The sequence below is a fragment of the Wenyingzhuangia sp. 2_MG-2023 genome (assembly GCF_030548295.1).
GTDB lineage: Bacteria > Bacteroidota > Bacteroidia > Flavobacteriales > Flavobacteriaceae > Wenyingzhuangia.
Genome location: NZ_JAUOSB010000010.1, coordinates 75785 through 89876 on the forward strand (window position 1 = coordinate 75785; position 14092 = coordinate 89876).

12 protein-coding genes and 1 other RNA gene are annotated in these 14092 nt (G+C 33.9%); 7 read left to right on the top strand and 6 right to left on the bottom strand.

The window, feature by feature from the left end:
- Positions 1-149 precede the first annotated feature (149 nt).
- Genes Q4548_RS11765 through Q4548_RS11785 form a run of 5 tightly spaced genes read left to right on the top strand, consistent with a single transcriptional unit; the run spans position 150 to position 3465 of the window.
- A complete protein-coding gene (locus Q4548_RS11765) occupies positions 150-524 on the top strand; it encodes a SnoaL-like domain-containing protein (RefSeq protein ID WP_303455250.1) in 375 nt (124 codons plus the stop codon).
- Between the two features lie 53 nt (positions 525-577).
- The gene (rlmH, locus tag Q4548_RS11770; protein ID WP_303455252.1) at positions 578-1051 is read left to right on the top strand and encodes a 23S rRNA (pseudouridine(1915)-N(3))-methyltransferase RlmH; all 474 of its coding nucleotides are present in this window, start codon (positions 578-580) and stop codon (positions 1049-1051) included.
- Positions 1052-1089: 38 nt separating this feature from the next.
- A complete protein-coding gene (locus Q4548_RS11775) occupies positions 1090-1662 on the top strand; it encodes a non-canonical purine NTP diphosphatase (protein ID WP_303455255.1) in 573 nt (190 codons plus the stop codon).
- Positions 1663-1669: 7 nt separating this feature from the next.
- Positions 1670-2692: an iron ABC transporter permease gene (locus Q4548_RS11780; RefSeq protein WP_303455338.1), complete on the top strand. Its 1023-nt coding sequence runs from the start codon at positions 1670-1672 to the stop codon at positions 2690-2692.
- Complete coding sequence (locus tag Q4548_RS11785; RefSeq protein WP_303455258.1) at positions 2689-3465, top strand: ABC transporter ATP-binding protein; 777 nt, start codon at positions 2689-2691, stop codon at positions 3463-3465. The genes Q4548_RS11780 and Q4548_RS11785 overlap by 4 nt, the downstream gene beginning before the upstream one ends.
- Before the next feature lie 102 nt (positions 3466-3567).
- Here Q4548_RS11785 and Q4548_RS11790 read toward each other — a convergent pair whose 3' ends face one another.
- The 6 genes from Q4548_RS11790 to holA all read right to left on the bottom strand — a co-directional run bounded on the left by Q4548_RS11790 (position 3568) and on the right by holA (position 12608).
- Positions 3568-5838, bottom strand: a complete 2271-nt coding sequence (locus tag Q4548_RS11790) for an aconitate hydratase (protein WP_303455260.1) — start codon at positions 5836-5838, stop codon at positions 3568-3570.
- A 244-nt stretch (positions 5839-6082) separates the two neighbouring features.
- Positions 6083-8860, bottom strand: coding sequence for a bifunctional aconitate hydratase 2/2-methylisocitrate dehydratase (locus Q4548_RS11795; RefSeq protein WP_303455262.1), 2778 nt, complete (start codon positions 8858-8860; stop codon positions 6083-6085).
- Positions 8861-9105: 245 nt separating this feature from the next.
- Positions 9106-9437: RNase P RNA component class A (rnpB, locus tag Q4548_RS11800), an RNA gene on the bottom strand.
- Between the two features lie 171 nt (positions 9438-9608).
- Complete coding sequence (dnaJ, locus tag Q4548_RS11805; protein ID WP_303455264.1) at positions 9609-10742, bottom strand: molecular chaperone DnaJ; 1134 nt, start codon at positions 10740-10742, stop codon at positions 9609-9611.
- A 137-nt stretch (positions 10743-10879) separates the two neighbouring features.
- A complete protein-coding gene (locus Q4548_RS11810; RefSeq protein ID WP_303455269.1) occupies positions 10880-11431 on the bottom strand; it encodes a nucleotide exchange factor GrpE in 552 nt (183 codons plus the stop codon).
- A 172-nt stretch (positions 11432-11603) separates the two neighbouring features.
- The gene (holA, locus tag Q4548_RS11815; protein WP_303455270.1) at positions 11604-12608 is read right to left on the bottom strand and encodes a DNA polymerase III subunit delta; all 1005 of its coding nucleotides are present in this window, start codon (positions 12606-12608) and stop codon (positions 11604-11606) included.
- Between the two features lie 52 nt (positions 12609-12660).
- Here holA and Q4548_RS11820 point away from each other — a divergent pair, with 52 nt between their 5' ends.
- Together Q4548_RS11820 and Q4548_RS11825 are read left to right on the top strand one after the other, a co-directional pair.
- Positions 12661-13110 (top strand): type I restriction enzyme HsdR N-terminal domain-containing protein, encoded by a 450-nt coding sequence (locus tag Q4548_RS11820; protein WP_303455273.1) that lies wholly within the window; start codon positions 12661-12663, stop codon positions 13108-13110.
- Entirely contained in the window at positions 13107-14090 is a 984-nt protein-coding gene (locus Q4548_RS11825; protein WP_303455275.1) for a glycosyltransferase family 2 protein, read from the top strand. The genes Q4548_RS11820 and Q4548_RS11825 overlap by 4 nt, the downstream gene beginning before the upstream one ends.
- The last annotated feature ends 2 nt before the right edge of the window (positions 14091-14092 follow it).

The window sequence follows — 14092 nt, forward strand, 5'->3', positions numbered from 1 at the left end:
AAATATAAACTTCTGTAGTCGATTTGTAAACTCATCAAAGGGATTAATTCTATAAAATAAATGCGAAAAAACAGTTTCACTAAGAACTTCTATCAGCAGTCAGGCATTTTTTTACAATTAATTTTAAGAAAAAATAGCTCCCTAAAAATATGACGACACAAGAAATTGCAGACAGACTGGTAGATCTTTGTAGAAGAGGACAAAACGCACTTGCTCAGGTTGAGTTGTACCATGACAACATTGAAAGTATAGAATCTCAAACTTCTAGGTACAGAAGGACCAAAGGAATTAAAAACGTACAAAAAAAAACGGCAATGTTCTTTGAAAGAGCAAAGACCATATATAAATATGAAATTTCTACACCACTAGTGGTAGAAGATCATATTTGTTTTAAAATGTCTCTAGATGTAGATATTAGAGGATTGGGTAGAGTACAATTAGAAGAGTTATGTATGTACCATTTAAAAGATGGTAAAATTATAAAAGAAGAATTTTATTACACTTCTGATTCTGAAACAGAGTAAACGTATAAATCAATCCTTCTTAGTACCTTTGTTTTTCACAAAGTACAAACCCTATGAAAATCCTTCTTTTAGCAGTTGGCAAAACGGATGACAAAAATTTAATTCAACTGATAGATATTTACCAAAATAGACTCAAACATTATATAAAGTTTGAATTGGATATTTTACCCGACATTAAAAATGTTAAAAATTTATCAGAAAGTGAACAGAAAGAAAAAGAAGGTCAGTTAATTTTAAAAAAACTGCAACCTACAGATCAATTGATATTATTAGATGAAAAAGGGAAGGAATTTACTTCCCTTTTATTTTCAAGTTTTTTACAGAAGAAAATGAATGCAGGCATCAAACAATTGGTTTTTGTTATTGGTGGCCCCTATGGTTTTTCTGATGAAGTTTATCAAAAAGCACAAGGAAAGATATCTTTATCAAAAATGACTTTTTCACACCAAATGATTCGTTTGTTTATGGTAGAGCAACTATACAGAGGTTTTACCATTCTAAAAAATGAACCCTATCATCACGAATAAGTTGTTTTATTGATTAGTTTTGTACCTAAAAACATCTCATGAAAATAGTTTTTGCTACACACAATAAAAACAAACTAAAAGAGGTTGCAGCTTTGTTGCCTCATATAGAATTGTTATCTCTAACAGACATTGGATGTACCGAAGAAATTCCTGAAACAGCAACAACACTGGAAGGGAATGCCATTATTAAAGCAAATTTTGTGACTGAGAAATATGGCTATGCATGCTTTGCAGATGATACTGGATTGCTCGTAAATGCTTTGGATGGAGCTCCGGGTGTTTATTCTGCTAGGTACGCAGGAGAACATGGTAATGCAGAAAAAAACATGGATTTGTTGTTGAAAAACTTAGAATCTAATTCTGATAGAACTGCTTGCTTTAAAACCCTTATTTGCTTAAACCTTAACAACCAACAACATTTGTTTGAAGGGGTTTGTAAAGGTGAAATATTAAAAGAAAGACATGGAGACGAAGGTTTTGGTTACGATCCTATTTTTAAACCTGCTGGATTTGACACTTCTTTTGCACAAATGACTTTAGACCAAAAAGGAAAAATAAGCCACAGAGGTTTGGCTGTTCAAAAATTGATTCATTTTTTACAAAGCCTGTAAAGTGCGTTTGTCTACCACAAAATATCCATATGCTTTTGCAACCTTAACGCTACTATTTATTGTCAGCGTTTTCATCAATGTAAATGTGGGGAGTATAAACATTCCTTTTAGCGATATTTGGCATAGTTTTACCAACCCTACTCTTGTAGACAAAAACTATCAATATATTATTACACAATACCGATTTCCGAAAACCATTACAAGTATTTTAACAGGAATTGGGTTGGGAGTTAGTGGTTTATTAATGCAAACTTTTTTTAGAAATCCATTAGCAGGCCCTTTTGTTTTGGGAATTAGTTCTGGGGCTAGCTTAGGAGTTGCACTTATGATTATGGGAGGTAGTTTGTTAGGAATCTCCTCTTTTTTACATTATTTCTCTATTCCTTTAGCTGCATGTTTGGGGGCTTTTTTAGTATTGAGCGTGGTAATGATTTCTGCTAAAAAGATAAAAAACATTTTGTCTATTTTAATTATTGGATTGATGTTTGGAAGCTTTACCACTGCCATGATTAGTATTTTGTCTTATTTTAGTACCGCCACAGAATTGCAACAATATATTTTTTGGAGTTTTGGGAGTTTGAGTAATTTACAATGGAGTGAAATAGCTTTGTTAACCGCTATTGTTTCTTTTAGTTGCTTTGGATTACTATTCATCATCAAACCTTTAGATGCTTTACTTTTGGGAGAAAATTATGCAAAAAGTCTCGGTATTTCCATTTCAAAAACACAAACCTTTATATTTATCATCACCAGTTTGCTAACAGGTAGTATTACTGCTTTTGTGGGGCCTATTGCATTTATCGGTTTGGCAATTCCACACATTTCTAAATTGATTTTTACAACTTCCAATCATCGAATTCTGATTCCCGCCGTGGCTATTATAGGTGCTTTGGTTATGCTGTGGTGTGATACCATTTCTCATATTCCTTTAAGTGGTAAAAACTTACCCATCAACGCAATTACATCTTTGTTAGGTGCACCCGTTGTTATCTGGCTCTTATTGTTTAAATCCAATCGCATCCACTCATGAAGACAATAATTCTACAAACCACCCAACTTGCTATTGGATACAAACAGGGTAAAAAAACCCTTCCGATTTGTGAACATATTGATTTAAAAATCCATCAAGGAGAATTGTTGTGTTTGCTAGGAAGAAACGGATCGGGAAAATCAACCTTATTAAAAACTTTAGCAAACATGATTCCTGCTTTAGAAGGAACGTTGCAAATCAACCAAAACGCATATACTGATTTATCTACCAAAAATTTCGCAAAAAATATAGCTGTCGTATTGACAGAAAGTTTGCCCGAAAATTCACTAACAGTATATGAAACCATTGCTTTAGGAAGACAACCTTACACCAATTGGTTAGGAACCATCACCACAAAAGACCAAGAAATCGTAAAAAATGCGATGAAACTTACAAGTACTCATGATCTGCAATCACAATACATTCATCAATTGAGTGATGGGCAGTTGCAGAGAGTGATGATTGCTAGAGCTTTGGCACAAGATACTCCTATCATTTTGTTAGACGAACCCACTTCTCACCTAGATATTCATCACAAGTTGAACATTTTTAAAATCTTACAGAAGATTAGCAAAGAAACGCAGAAAACTATTTTAATTTCAACGCACGAAATCAATTTGGCTTTAAAAACATCTGATCGTCTTATGTTGATCCATAAAAACTTAATAACTTTAGGGAAGGTTGATGAAGAAATAGTACAAAACAAATTGAAAGACATTTTCAACTCTCAAGACATCCATTACGATGCAAAAACTCGACAATTTATTTTTTAGTTTACCGATTTATTTTCTATAAAAAATTTCAGTAATTGACATAAAAAAACTTCCTAAGAAATGATTCTTAGAAAGTTTTTAAAATTTAAAACTATTTATCAATTAAGCAGCATTTTCTTTTTTTATCAAGTTCAAAGCAGAACCTTCTTTGTACCAAGCAATTTGACTTGCATTGTAAGTGTGATTCAGTTTAATTTCATCTGTAGATCCATCAGCATGTGTAACTTCTAATGTTAATGGTTTATTTGGAGTAAAATCTGCTAAATCTGTAAAAGTAAACGTATCATCTTCTTGAATTAAATCGTAATCTGCTTCATTTGCAAAGGTCAATCCTAACATTCCTTGCTTTTTCAAGTTTGTTTCGTGAATACGTGCAAAAGATTTTACAATTACAGCAGCCACTCCTAAATGACGAGGCTCCATAGCTGCATGTTCCCTAGAAGAACCTTCTCCATAATTGTGATCTCCAACAACAATAGAAGGAACGCCAGCAGCTTTATAAGCTCTTGCTGTAGCAGGTACAGCACCATACTCCCCTGTCAATTGATTTTTAACCATGTCTGTTTTTTGATTGAATGCATTTACAGCACCAATCAAACAGTTGTTAGAAATATTGTCTAAATGTCCACGGAAACGCAACCAAGGTCCCGCCATAGAAATATGATCCGTCGTACATTTCCCAAAGGCTTTGATCAATAATTTTGCATCTTTAATATCTGAACCTAAAGGTTTAAAAGGTTCTAACAATTGTAATCTGTCTGATTCTAGAGAAACAGCAATTTCAATACCCGATCCATCTTCTACTGGAGATTGATATCCTGCATCTTCTACAGCAAATCCTTTTGTTGGCAATTCATCACCTGTTGGTTCATCAAACATTACAGATTCCCCGTTTTTGTTAATCAATGAATCCTTTGTGGGATCAAAATCCAAACGACCAGAAATAGCAATCGCTGCCACCAATTCTGGAGACGTTACAAATGCATGGGTATTTGGATTTCCATCGGCACGTTTTGCAAAGTTTCTATTAAAAGAATGTACAATAGAATTTTTAGGTGCATTTTTAGGATCGGAATAACGAGCCCATTGACCAATACATGGTCCACAAGCATTGGTAAATATCGTAGCTCCTAATTTCTCAAAAGTACCTAACAAACCATCTCTATCTGCTGTATAACGTACTTGTTCGGAACCTGGATTGATTCCAAAATCAGCTTTTACTTCTATCCCCTTATCTAATGCCTGTTTCGCAATAGATGCTGCTCTTGATAAATCTTCGTAAGAAGAATTGGTACAAGAACCTATCAACCCCCATTCAACATCTAAAGGCCATCCTTCGGCTTCTGCTTTTGCTCTAACATCTGCACCTGCTTCAGAAGCTAAATCTGGAGAAAAAGGTCCGTTGATATGTGGTTTTAATTCGTCTAAGTTGATTTCAATTACTTGATCAAAATATTCTTCTGGGTTAGCATATACCTCGTCATCTCCTGTTAAGTAAGAAGCAACTTGGTTTGCTGCATCTGCCACATCGGCTCTGTCTGTAGCACGTAAATAACGATCCATAGATTCATCATAACCAAAAGTAGAAGTAGTAGCTCCAATTTCAGCTCCCATGTTACAAATAGTCCCTTTTCCTGTTGCCGAAAGATTTTTAGCTCCTTCTCCAAAATATTCTACAATAGCACCTGTTCCTCCTTTTACAGTTAAAATTCCAGCTACTTTTAAAATCACATCCTTAGATGCTGTCCATCCTGATAATTTACCTGCTAATTTAACTCCAATTAGTTTTGGAAATTTCAACTCCCAAGCCATACCTGCCATTACATCTACAGCATCGGCACCACCAACTCCAATAGCAACCATTCCTAATCCACCAGCATTTACGGTGTGAGAATCGGTACCAATCATCATTCCTCCTGGAAATGCATAATTTTCTAACACAACTTGATGTATGATACCCGCTCCTGGTTTCCAAAATCCGATTCCGTATTTATTAGATACAGAAGATAAAAAATCAAACACCTCTGCACTTGTTTTGTTTGCAAATTGCAAATCTTTAGCAGCTCCTTCTTTCGCTTGAATTAAGTGATCACAATGTACTGTTGTAGGTACTGCTACTTTGGTTTTACCAGCTTGCATAAATTGCAACAATGCCATTTGTGCAGTTGCATCTTGACAAGCAATTCTATCGGGTGCAAAATTCACATAATCTACTCCCCTTTTAAAAGCTTCCGTAGCTTTTCCATCCCAAAGATGGTTATACAAGATTTTCTCAGCTAAAGTTAAAGGTTTTCCTACTACTTTTCTTGCAGTGTCTACTCGTTCGGTCATACGAGCATAAACCTCTTTTATCATTTCAATATCGAATGCCATAAGATTTATTTTATTATTAGTTATTTGTTTTCTTAGCTAAATATACAAAATATAGAAGCGACATAAAAGTATTTCTTCTGTTGTAATGTCTCAAACAAGAGTTCTTAACTCAAGAAAAAAAGCTAAGTGATCAATATTAATTATGATTGATCTACAAAGAATACATTATAATTAAGACCTAAAAAATCCCGAGCCTATTTAATACTCGGGATTTTTACAATATGTTATTTTTATAATCTTATGATTATTTAATCAACTGCTTTAAAGAAGGAGTGAATTTAGTTAACACAATTCCTTCTACTGCTGCTTCGTATTCAGCCATTGTAGGAGTTCTACCTAAAACAGTAGATAAAACAACCACTGGAGTAGAAGACAATAATGATTCTCCTTTTTTCTCACCAGAATCTTTTACAACTCTTCCTTGGAACAAACGGGTAGACGTAGCCATTACAGTATCTCCTGGTTCTGCTTTTTCTTGATTCCCCATACAAAGGTTACATCCTGGACGTTCTAAGTACAATATATTCTCATACTTGGTACGAGCAGCTGCTTTAGGATCGTTATCATTAAACTCAAAACCTGAGTATTTAGTTAACACATCCCAATCTCCTTCTGCTTTTAATTCATCAACAATGTTATAAGTAGGTGGTGCCACTACTAATGGTGCCTTAAATTCTACTTTACCTTGTTGTGCTTCAATGTTTTTTAACATTTGAGCCAAAATTTTCATATCTCCTTTGTGAACCATACAAGAACCAATAAACCCTAAGTCTACTTTTTTAGTTCCTCCATAGTAAGACAATGGTCTAATCGTATCGTGTGTATAACGTTTAGAAACATCATCGTTGTTTACATCTGGATCTGCAATCATTGGTTCTGCAACCTCATCTAAATCGATGACAACCTCAGCATGATATTTTGCATTTGCATCTGGTCTTAACGCTGGTTTTTCTCCAGATTTAATTTCAGCAATTCTCTTATCTGCTTTTTCAATCAACCCTTGTAAAACGTTTAGGTGATTGTCCATTCCTTTGTCAATCATGATCTGGATTCTACCTTTTGCAATCTCTAAAGATTCAATTAAAGTAGCATCCTCAGAAATACAGATAGAAGCTTTTGCTTTCATTTCTGCTGTCCAATCTGTAAATGTAAAAGCTTGATCGGCAGTTAATGTTCCTAAGTGAACTTCAATAATTCTACCTTGGAATACATTTTCTCCACCAAATTGCTTCAACATTTGTTGTTGTGTAGCGTGTACCACATCACGGAAATCCATAAAAGATTTCATCACTCCTTTAAAAGTAACTTTTACCGATTGTGGAATTGGCATAGAAGCTTCTCCAGTAGCCAATGCCAAAGCAACGGTACCTGAATCTGCTCCAAAAGCAACACCTTTAGACATACGTGTATGAGAATCTCCACCAATAATAATGTCCCAATCTCCTACTGTAATATCATTTAATACTTTATGAATAACGTCTGTCATTGCTGGATATTGACCTTTAGGGTCACGAGCAGTAATCAAACCAAAGTCATTCATAAATTTCATCAATCTAGGGATATTCGCCTTAGATTTATCATCCCAAACCGAAGCTGTGTGACATCCTGATTGGTAAGCACCATCAACAATTGGAGAAATAACGGTAGCCGCCATAGACTCTAATTCTTGAGAAGTCATCAACCCTGTGGTATCTTGAGAACCTACAATGTTTACTTCTACACGAACATCAGAACCTGCATGTAATGTTTTACCCGGAGTATTACCTACAGCATTTTTATTGAATATTTTTTCAACAGCAGTTAAACCTTGTCCTTCTACAGAAATTTCCTTAGATGGAGCGTATACTAAAGGAATATCCATTCCTAAAGTTTTACATGCAAATGTTTGTAATTTTTTACCAAATACAACTGCATAAGAACCTCCAGCTTTCATAAACTCTACCTTTTGAGGTGTAAAAGCATCAGAAATATCTTTCAATTCTTGGTCTCCTTTATATAATTTTTTTGTCTTAGTGTTTATTGTTAAAACAGTACCTGTTTCTACTGAATATGTTTCTTCTAAAACGGGTTCTCCATCTGCATCAAAAATCACATTTCCTTCTGCATCTGTTTTCTTTACCCAGTTTTTCAAGTCTAATCCAATACCTCCAGTTACTCCAACCGTAGTTAAGAAAATTGGAGAAATTCCATTTGTTCCAGCAATTACTGGAGCAATGTTGATAAATGGCACATATGGGCTCGCTTGAATACCTGTCCACAAAGCTACATTGTTTACTCCAGACATTCTAGAAGAACCAACTCCCATTGTTCCTCTCTCTGCCACTAACATTACACGCTTATCTGGGTGTTGTTGTTTTAAAGCAGAAAGCTCTTTTTGCATATCTTTATTGTGCTCAAAAATACATTGACCATGTAATTCACGATCTGAACGAGAGTGAGCATCTGCACCTGGAGACAATAAATCCGTAGAAATATCTCCAACTCCTGCTATATACGTAACTATTTCAATTTCTTCTTCAACCTCTGGTAATGTTGTAAAGAATTCTGCTTTTGCATAACTTTCTAAAAGTTCTTTAGCAACAGCGTTACCCCCTTTATAAGCAGCCTCTAAACGATCCATATCTGCTTCGTAAAGATAAACTTGTGTTTTTAAAACCTTAGTTACATCCTTTGCAATAGCAGCATCATTTCCTAAAGCTAAATCTAATAAAACCTCTACCGAAGGCCCCCCTTTCATATGAGACAATAACTCTAAAGCAAAACTTGGTGCAATTTCTTTCACTATAGATTCCCCAAGAATAATCTCTTTTAAAAACTTAGCTTTTACAATTGCAGCGCTTGTAGTACCTGGTACAACGTTATAAATAAAGAATTTTAGAGAGTCTTCTCTATGTTCATTCTTTAAATCTTTAATTTGCTCAATGATTTCACTTAGCAATTCTGAACCATCAATTGGTTTTGGATGAAGCCCTTGGTCTTTTCGTTCTTCAATCTCCTTTAGGTAATCGTTATAGATATTCATACGATCTGTTATAGTTAATTTAATTGTTCTTTATTTAGTTAGGCAAGATACAAAATAAGAGTACCATTTTAAAAGTGGAAATCAATAGGATTTCAAAAACGAATGATTTTTAACAAAATCACATTTTTATATTTATTTTACCACACAAAACTACGTATTATTACGTAGTAATTTTTAAATTAGCACTTAAAATATTCGTAGCCGTATTAGTTTTTTTCAAATTTAAACAAATAACATAAAAAATAGAAAAAAGTAGATCTATAAGCCGAGTTCTGTATCTTGAAATAAGATCAAGATTCTTATCATTTATCTAGGGTTACTGTTGCCAATAACTTCTATCTGTCTACCCCTTGGAATTGAGCGAACAACTCTTACCTATAAATGGGACTCCAATATACATGACATTGCACCGCATAGAGTTTACCTGGTTTCACTACAGCCGAACTGTACTTGCTTTCTGTTGCACTTGTCCTCTCCTAAAATAAATTAGAATGACGGATGTTATCCGCTATGCTGTTCTATAGTGCTCGGACTTTCCTCCTTGAATCAAATTCACGGCGATAAGACAACCTACTTTTATTCTATTTTTATTTGTTTCAAAAAAAAACCCACCTAGTAAACCAGGTGGGAAAAATTGCTATGAAAAAGAAAAAGTGTGTTATAAATAACACAACGATTCAAAGATACATACTTTCTTTGTTCCAACAAAAAAAAAATACTTTTTTTTTGTTTTTTTTTACATTCCCTTTTAAGAGAACATATCTTTCACCTTTTCAAAAAATGATTTGTCTGATTTAGTTGGGCTTGGCTTAAAATTATCGTGCTCCATGTTCGATTCAAAAAACTTTACTTGTTCTTTGTTTAACTCTTGTGGAGTCCAAATATTTACATGCACCAACAAATCTCCAGTACCGTATCCTTCAATATTTGGCAACCCTTTACCTTTCAACCTTAAAATTTTACCAGAGTGCGTACCTCCTTCAATTTTAATTTTAACTTTTCCAGTAACTGTTTCTATTTCTTTACCTACTCCTAATACCGCTTCAGAAAAACTTATGTACAAATCTGTATGTAAGTTGATCCCTTCTCTCGTCAATGTATCGTGCGCAACCTCTTCTATCAACACCAACAAATCTCCAGCTATAGAATTGTTACCTGGAGCTTCGTTTCCTTTTCCAGAAACTTTTAATTGCACCCCGTCTGTAACTCCTGCTGGAATGTTAATAGTTACCGTTTCTTCTTCTACAATCAAACCTTGTGCATCTGCTCCATTAGGTTTGTTTTTCATCGTTTCTCCTGCACCTCCACAAGTATTACATGTAGCTGCAGTTTGCATTCTACCTAAAATTGTGTTGGTAACCTGCATAACTTGTCCAGCTCCATTACAGGTAGGACACGTAGAATAAGTAACTCCTTTGGCTTGCTTTTTTCTACGGACTTTTATTTTTTTATCAACTCCATTTGCAATTTCTTCCAACGTTAATTTAACACGAATACGCATGTTAGATCCTTTTACCATGGCTCTACGTCCACCGCCACGTTGACCACCTCCGCCAAAACCACCAAAGCCACCACCAAAGATGTCTCCGAATTGACTGAAAATGTCATCCATATCCATACCGCCAAAGCCACCTCTACCGCCACCACCTTGACCTCCTTCAAAGGCTTGGTGTCCGTATTGATCGTATCTAGCTTTTTTGTTTTCATCACTTAAAACTTCATAAGCCTCTGCTGCTAGTTTGAATTTTTCTTCCGCTTCTTGATCACCTGGATTTTTATCTGGGTGGTATTTTACTGCCATTTTACGGTATCCTTTTTTAATTTCGGCCGCACTAGCACCCTTAGAAATTCCTAATACCTCGTAAAAATCTTGTTTTGCCATAATATTCTCAATTTGCAATTAACAATTTGCAATTAACAATAGCTTTCGCTATTCATAAAACAATTTGAAAGTTGTATGTTTTAATTCTCTTCTATTTTTATATCTGTACCGTGTTAATTGTACCTTGTCAATTGTATCTATGCTTGTCCTATTACTACTTTTGGAAAACGAATAATAGTATCTCCCAATTTGTATCCTTTTTCAACTACATCAATAATTTTTCCTTTCAAATCTTCTGTAGGTGCAGGAATCTGAGTGATGGCTTCGTGTGTATCTGCATCAAAAGTATCTCCTTGATTTACTTCTACGACTGTCAATCCTTTTTGCTCTAGGGTTTTGATCAATTTGTCTTGAATCAACGCAACTCCTTTTACCAATTCTTCATCTTCACTCTTACTGATCTCAACCATTCCTCTATCAAAATCATCTACAACTGGTAACATAGACACGATAATGTCTTTTCCTGCAGTTTTAAACAACTCTATACGTTCTTTAGTTGTACGTTTTTTGTAATTTTCAAACTCTGCAAACAAACGTAAATACTTGTCTTTTTCTGCTTTCACTAATTCTTCTACAGTAGGTTCCGCAATTTCTTCTTTCGTTTCTTCAACATTTCCTTCTGCTTGCTCTATAGTTGCATTTTCTTCTACAGTGTTTTCTTCTTGTTGAATATCTTCTTTCTTACTCATGGTGAATATTTATCAATATGTTTGGTTTGGTTATGGCAAAATATTTGCCAATTGTATTACAGGTGTCAAAATGACACTATTTTTAAAAACGTGGCAAAAATACAACTTTAGCCAACTAATCGAAAATTAAAAACGGAAGATTCTAAAAAGTGTCAGTACGGGTGTTTTTTAGCTAATGAAGAATTTTAAACAACAATTCCTTTAACAAATCTGCGTGAGAAATATTAGAAGCTCCTACCCCTTTGCTTTTTACATCTGCTTCTCTTAAATAATTAATGATTTGTGATACTTTACGCATGGGATAATTTTTACCAGCCAGTACATAGTCATCCACAAAATAAGGACTGACACGTAAGGCTCTTGCAACATTGGCTTTGGACTTATCTTTCAATCCATGATACATTAAAAGTTGTGTAAAATAACTATTGATCAGAGAAATAGTCATGATTAAAGGATTGCTCTTCGGATTTTCTGCAAAATAATTGATGATTTGATTGCTTTTTAAAATGTCTTTTTTCCCGATAGCTTTTCTCAATTCAAACACATTAAAATCTTTACTAATACCAATATTGTCTTCAATATGTTTTGGAGTAATGACAGTTTCCTTCGGCAAAACCAACATCAGTTTGTCAAGTTCATTGCTAATCTTACTTAAATCCGTTCCTAAAAACTCTACCAACATGTGGATTGCTTTGGGATCTATTTGGTACTTCTTTCCTTTTAAAATACCCGAAATCCAATCGCCAACCTGATTCTCATACAGCTTTTTAGATTCAAAAACCACTCCTTTTTTAGCTATGGATTTGATCAATTTTTTACGTTTGTCCAACGTTTTATATTTGTAACAAAGTACCAAAACTGTACTCTCTAAAGGATTTTCTACATAAGAAACTAAATTTTCAATAGTTCTAGACAAATCTTGTGCTTCTTTTACAATCACCACCGTTCTTTCTGACATCATAGGAAAACACTTAGCTTGTCCCACAATTTCTTCTATAGTAGTATCTCTACCGTAAACAACGGTTTGATTGAAACCTTTTTCATCCTCCGTAAGCACCTTGTTTTCAATAAACTCCGAAATCTTATCAATATAATAAGGTTCCTCTCCCATTAAAAAATATACGGGTTTGATATTTCCATTGTTAATATCTGTCACTAGTTGTTTTACTTCTACCATAAACCTTGAAAATTGTGCGTATAATCCTTAAAAAGAATGTTTATTTTTGAGCATGCAAAAATTAAACCTTCCCAGCGTTGATTTGAAAATCAAAAGTAAAGAAAATAAGCTGTTTATTTTTGACCCTTTCAGAAAAAAGGAAATCCTATTAACACCCGAAGAATGGGTGAGACAACATGTTGCTAATTATTTAGTTTATCATAAAAATTATCCTATTTCTTTAACGGTTTTAGAAAGAGAACTCATTTTAAACAACACCAAAAAAAGAACAGATATTGTTATCTACAATACTTTAGGAACTCCTGAAATTATTGTAGAATGCAAAGCTTCTTCTGTAAAAATAACACAACAAGTATTTGACCAAATAGCTAGGTACAATTTAAAATTAAACGCAAACTATTTAATTGTGACAAATGGTTTAGAACATTACTTTTGCCAAATGGATTTTAAAAACGAACGATATGTATTTTTAAAAGACATCCCAAACTATACAACTAAATGAATATTGCCCTTGTAATTTTAAACTGGAATGGTAAAAAACTTTTGGAAACATTTTTACCAACAATGGTTGCCAACAGTCCTGATGCTGAAATTGTTTTGGTAGACAATGCTTCTGAAGACAATTCTATTACTTATGTAGAAGAGAATTTCCCTGAAGTTACCATCTTAAAACATGCAGAAAACTTTGGTTTTGCAAAAGGATACAATGTGGCTTTGTCTAAAATAAAAGCTGATGTCTTTTGTTTGATCAATTCTGATATAGAAGTTACACCCAATTGGTTACAACCTATTTCTAAATTTTACAATGAGAATAAAAATTCAGGAATTGTACAACCCAAAATCTTAGACTATAAAAACAAAGATTTTTTTGAATATGCTGGAGCTGCAGGGGGGTACATAGACAAATATGGTTACGCTTATTGTAGAGGTAGAATTTTTGAAACGCTTGAAAAAGACCAAAATCAATATGAATCCACCTCTATTTCTTGGGCTTCTGGTGCTTGTTTTTTTATCAAATCTACCGATTATGAATTGCTAGGTGGTTTGGATGAAGATTTTTTTGCGCATTATGAAGAAATAGATTTGTGCTGGAGAGCCATCAACAATGGTGTTCATATACATTACATTGCAGAAAGTACTGTGTACCATGTTGGGGGAGCTACTTTGAACAAAGTAAATCCTTTCAAAACTTTTTTGAATTTTAGAAATTCACTTTTCACATTGCTTAAAAATTTACCGAGAAGAAAAATAATTCCCATAATTTTTACAAGAATGGTTTTAGACGGTTTGGCAGGAGTTTTATTTTTATTGCAAGGAAAACCTAAACACGTTCTTAGCATTCTAAAAGCTCATGTTTCTTTTTACCTTCATTTTTCTTTAATGCGTTTTAAAAGAGGAAATTATCAAACCCGAAACTACTATCAAACCAAAAGTATTGTTTGGAATTATTACATAAAAAAACAACGAATATTTAAAGCATAGAA

What these genes read in the sequence shown, in the direction of transcription:
- Q4548_RS11765 (WP_303455250.1), top strand. Translation starts at nt 150, where the DNA reads ATGACGACACAAGAAATTGCAGACAGACTGGTAGATCTTTGTAGAAGA.
- rlmH (WP_303455252.1), top strand. Translation starts at nt 578, where the DNA reads ATGAAAATCCTTCTTTTAGCAGTTGGCAAAACGGATGACAAAAATTTA.
- Q4548_RS11775 (WP_303455255.1), top strand. Translation starts at nt 1,090, where the DNA reads ATGAAAATAGTTTTTGCTACACACAATAAAAACAAACTAAAAGAGGTT.
- Q4548_RS11785 (WP_303455258.1), top strand. Translation starts at nt 2,689, where the DNA reads ATGAAGACAATAATTCTACAAACCACCCAACTTGCTATTGGATACAAA.
- Q4548_RS11790 (WP_303455260.1), bottom strand. Translation starts at nt 5,838, where the DNA reads ATGGCATTCGATATTGAAATGATAAAAGAGGTTTATGCTCGTATGACC.
- Q4548_RS11795 (WP_303455262.1), bottom strand. Translation starts at nt 8,860, where the DNA reads ATGAATATCTATAACGATTACCTAAAGGAGATTGAAGAACGAAAAGAC.
- dnaJ (WP_303455264.1), bottom strand. Translation starts at nt 10,742, where the DNA reads ATGGCAAAACAAGATTTTTACGAGGTATTAGGAATTTCTAAGGGTGCT.
- Q4548_RS11810 (WP_303455269.1), bottom strand. Translation starts at nt 11,431, where the DNA reads ATGAGTAAGAAAGAAGATATTCAACAAGAAGAAAACACTGTAGAAGAA.
- holA (WP_303455270.1), bottom strand. Translation starts at nt 12,608, where the DNA reads ATGGTAGAAGTAAAACAACTAGTGACAGATATTAACAATGGAAATATC.
- Q4548_RS11820 (WP_303455273.1), top strand. Translation starts at nt 12,661, where the DNA reads ATGCAAAAATTAAACCTTCCCAGCGTTGATTTGAAAATCAAAAGTAAA.
- Q4548_RS11825 (WP_303455275.1), top strand. Translation starts at nt 13,107, where the DNA reads ATGAATATTGCCCTTGTAATTTTAAACTGGAATGGTAAAAAACTTTTG.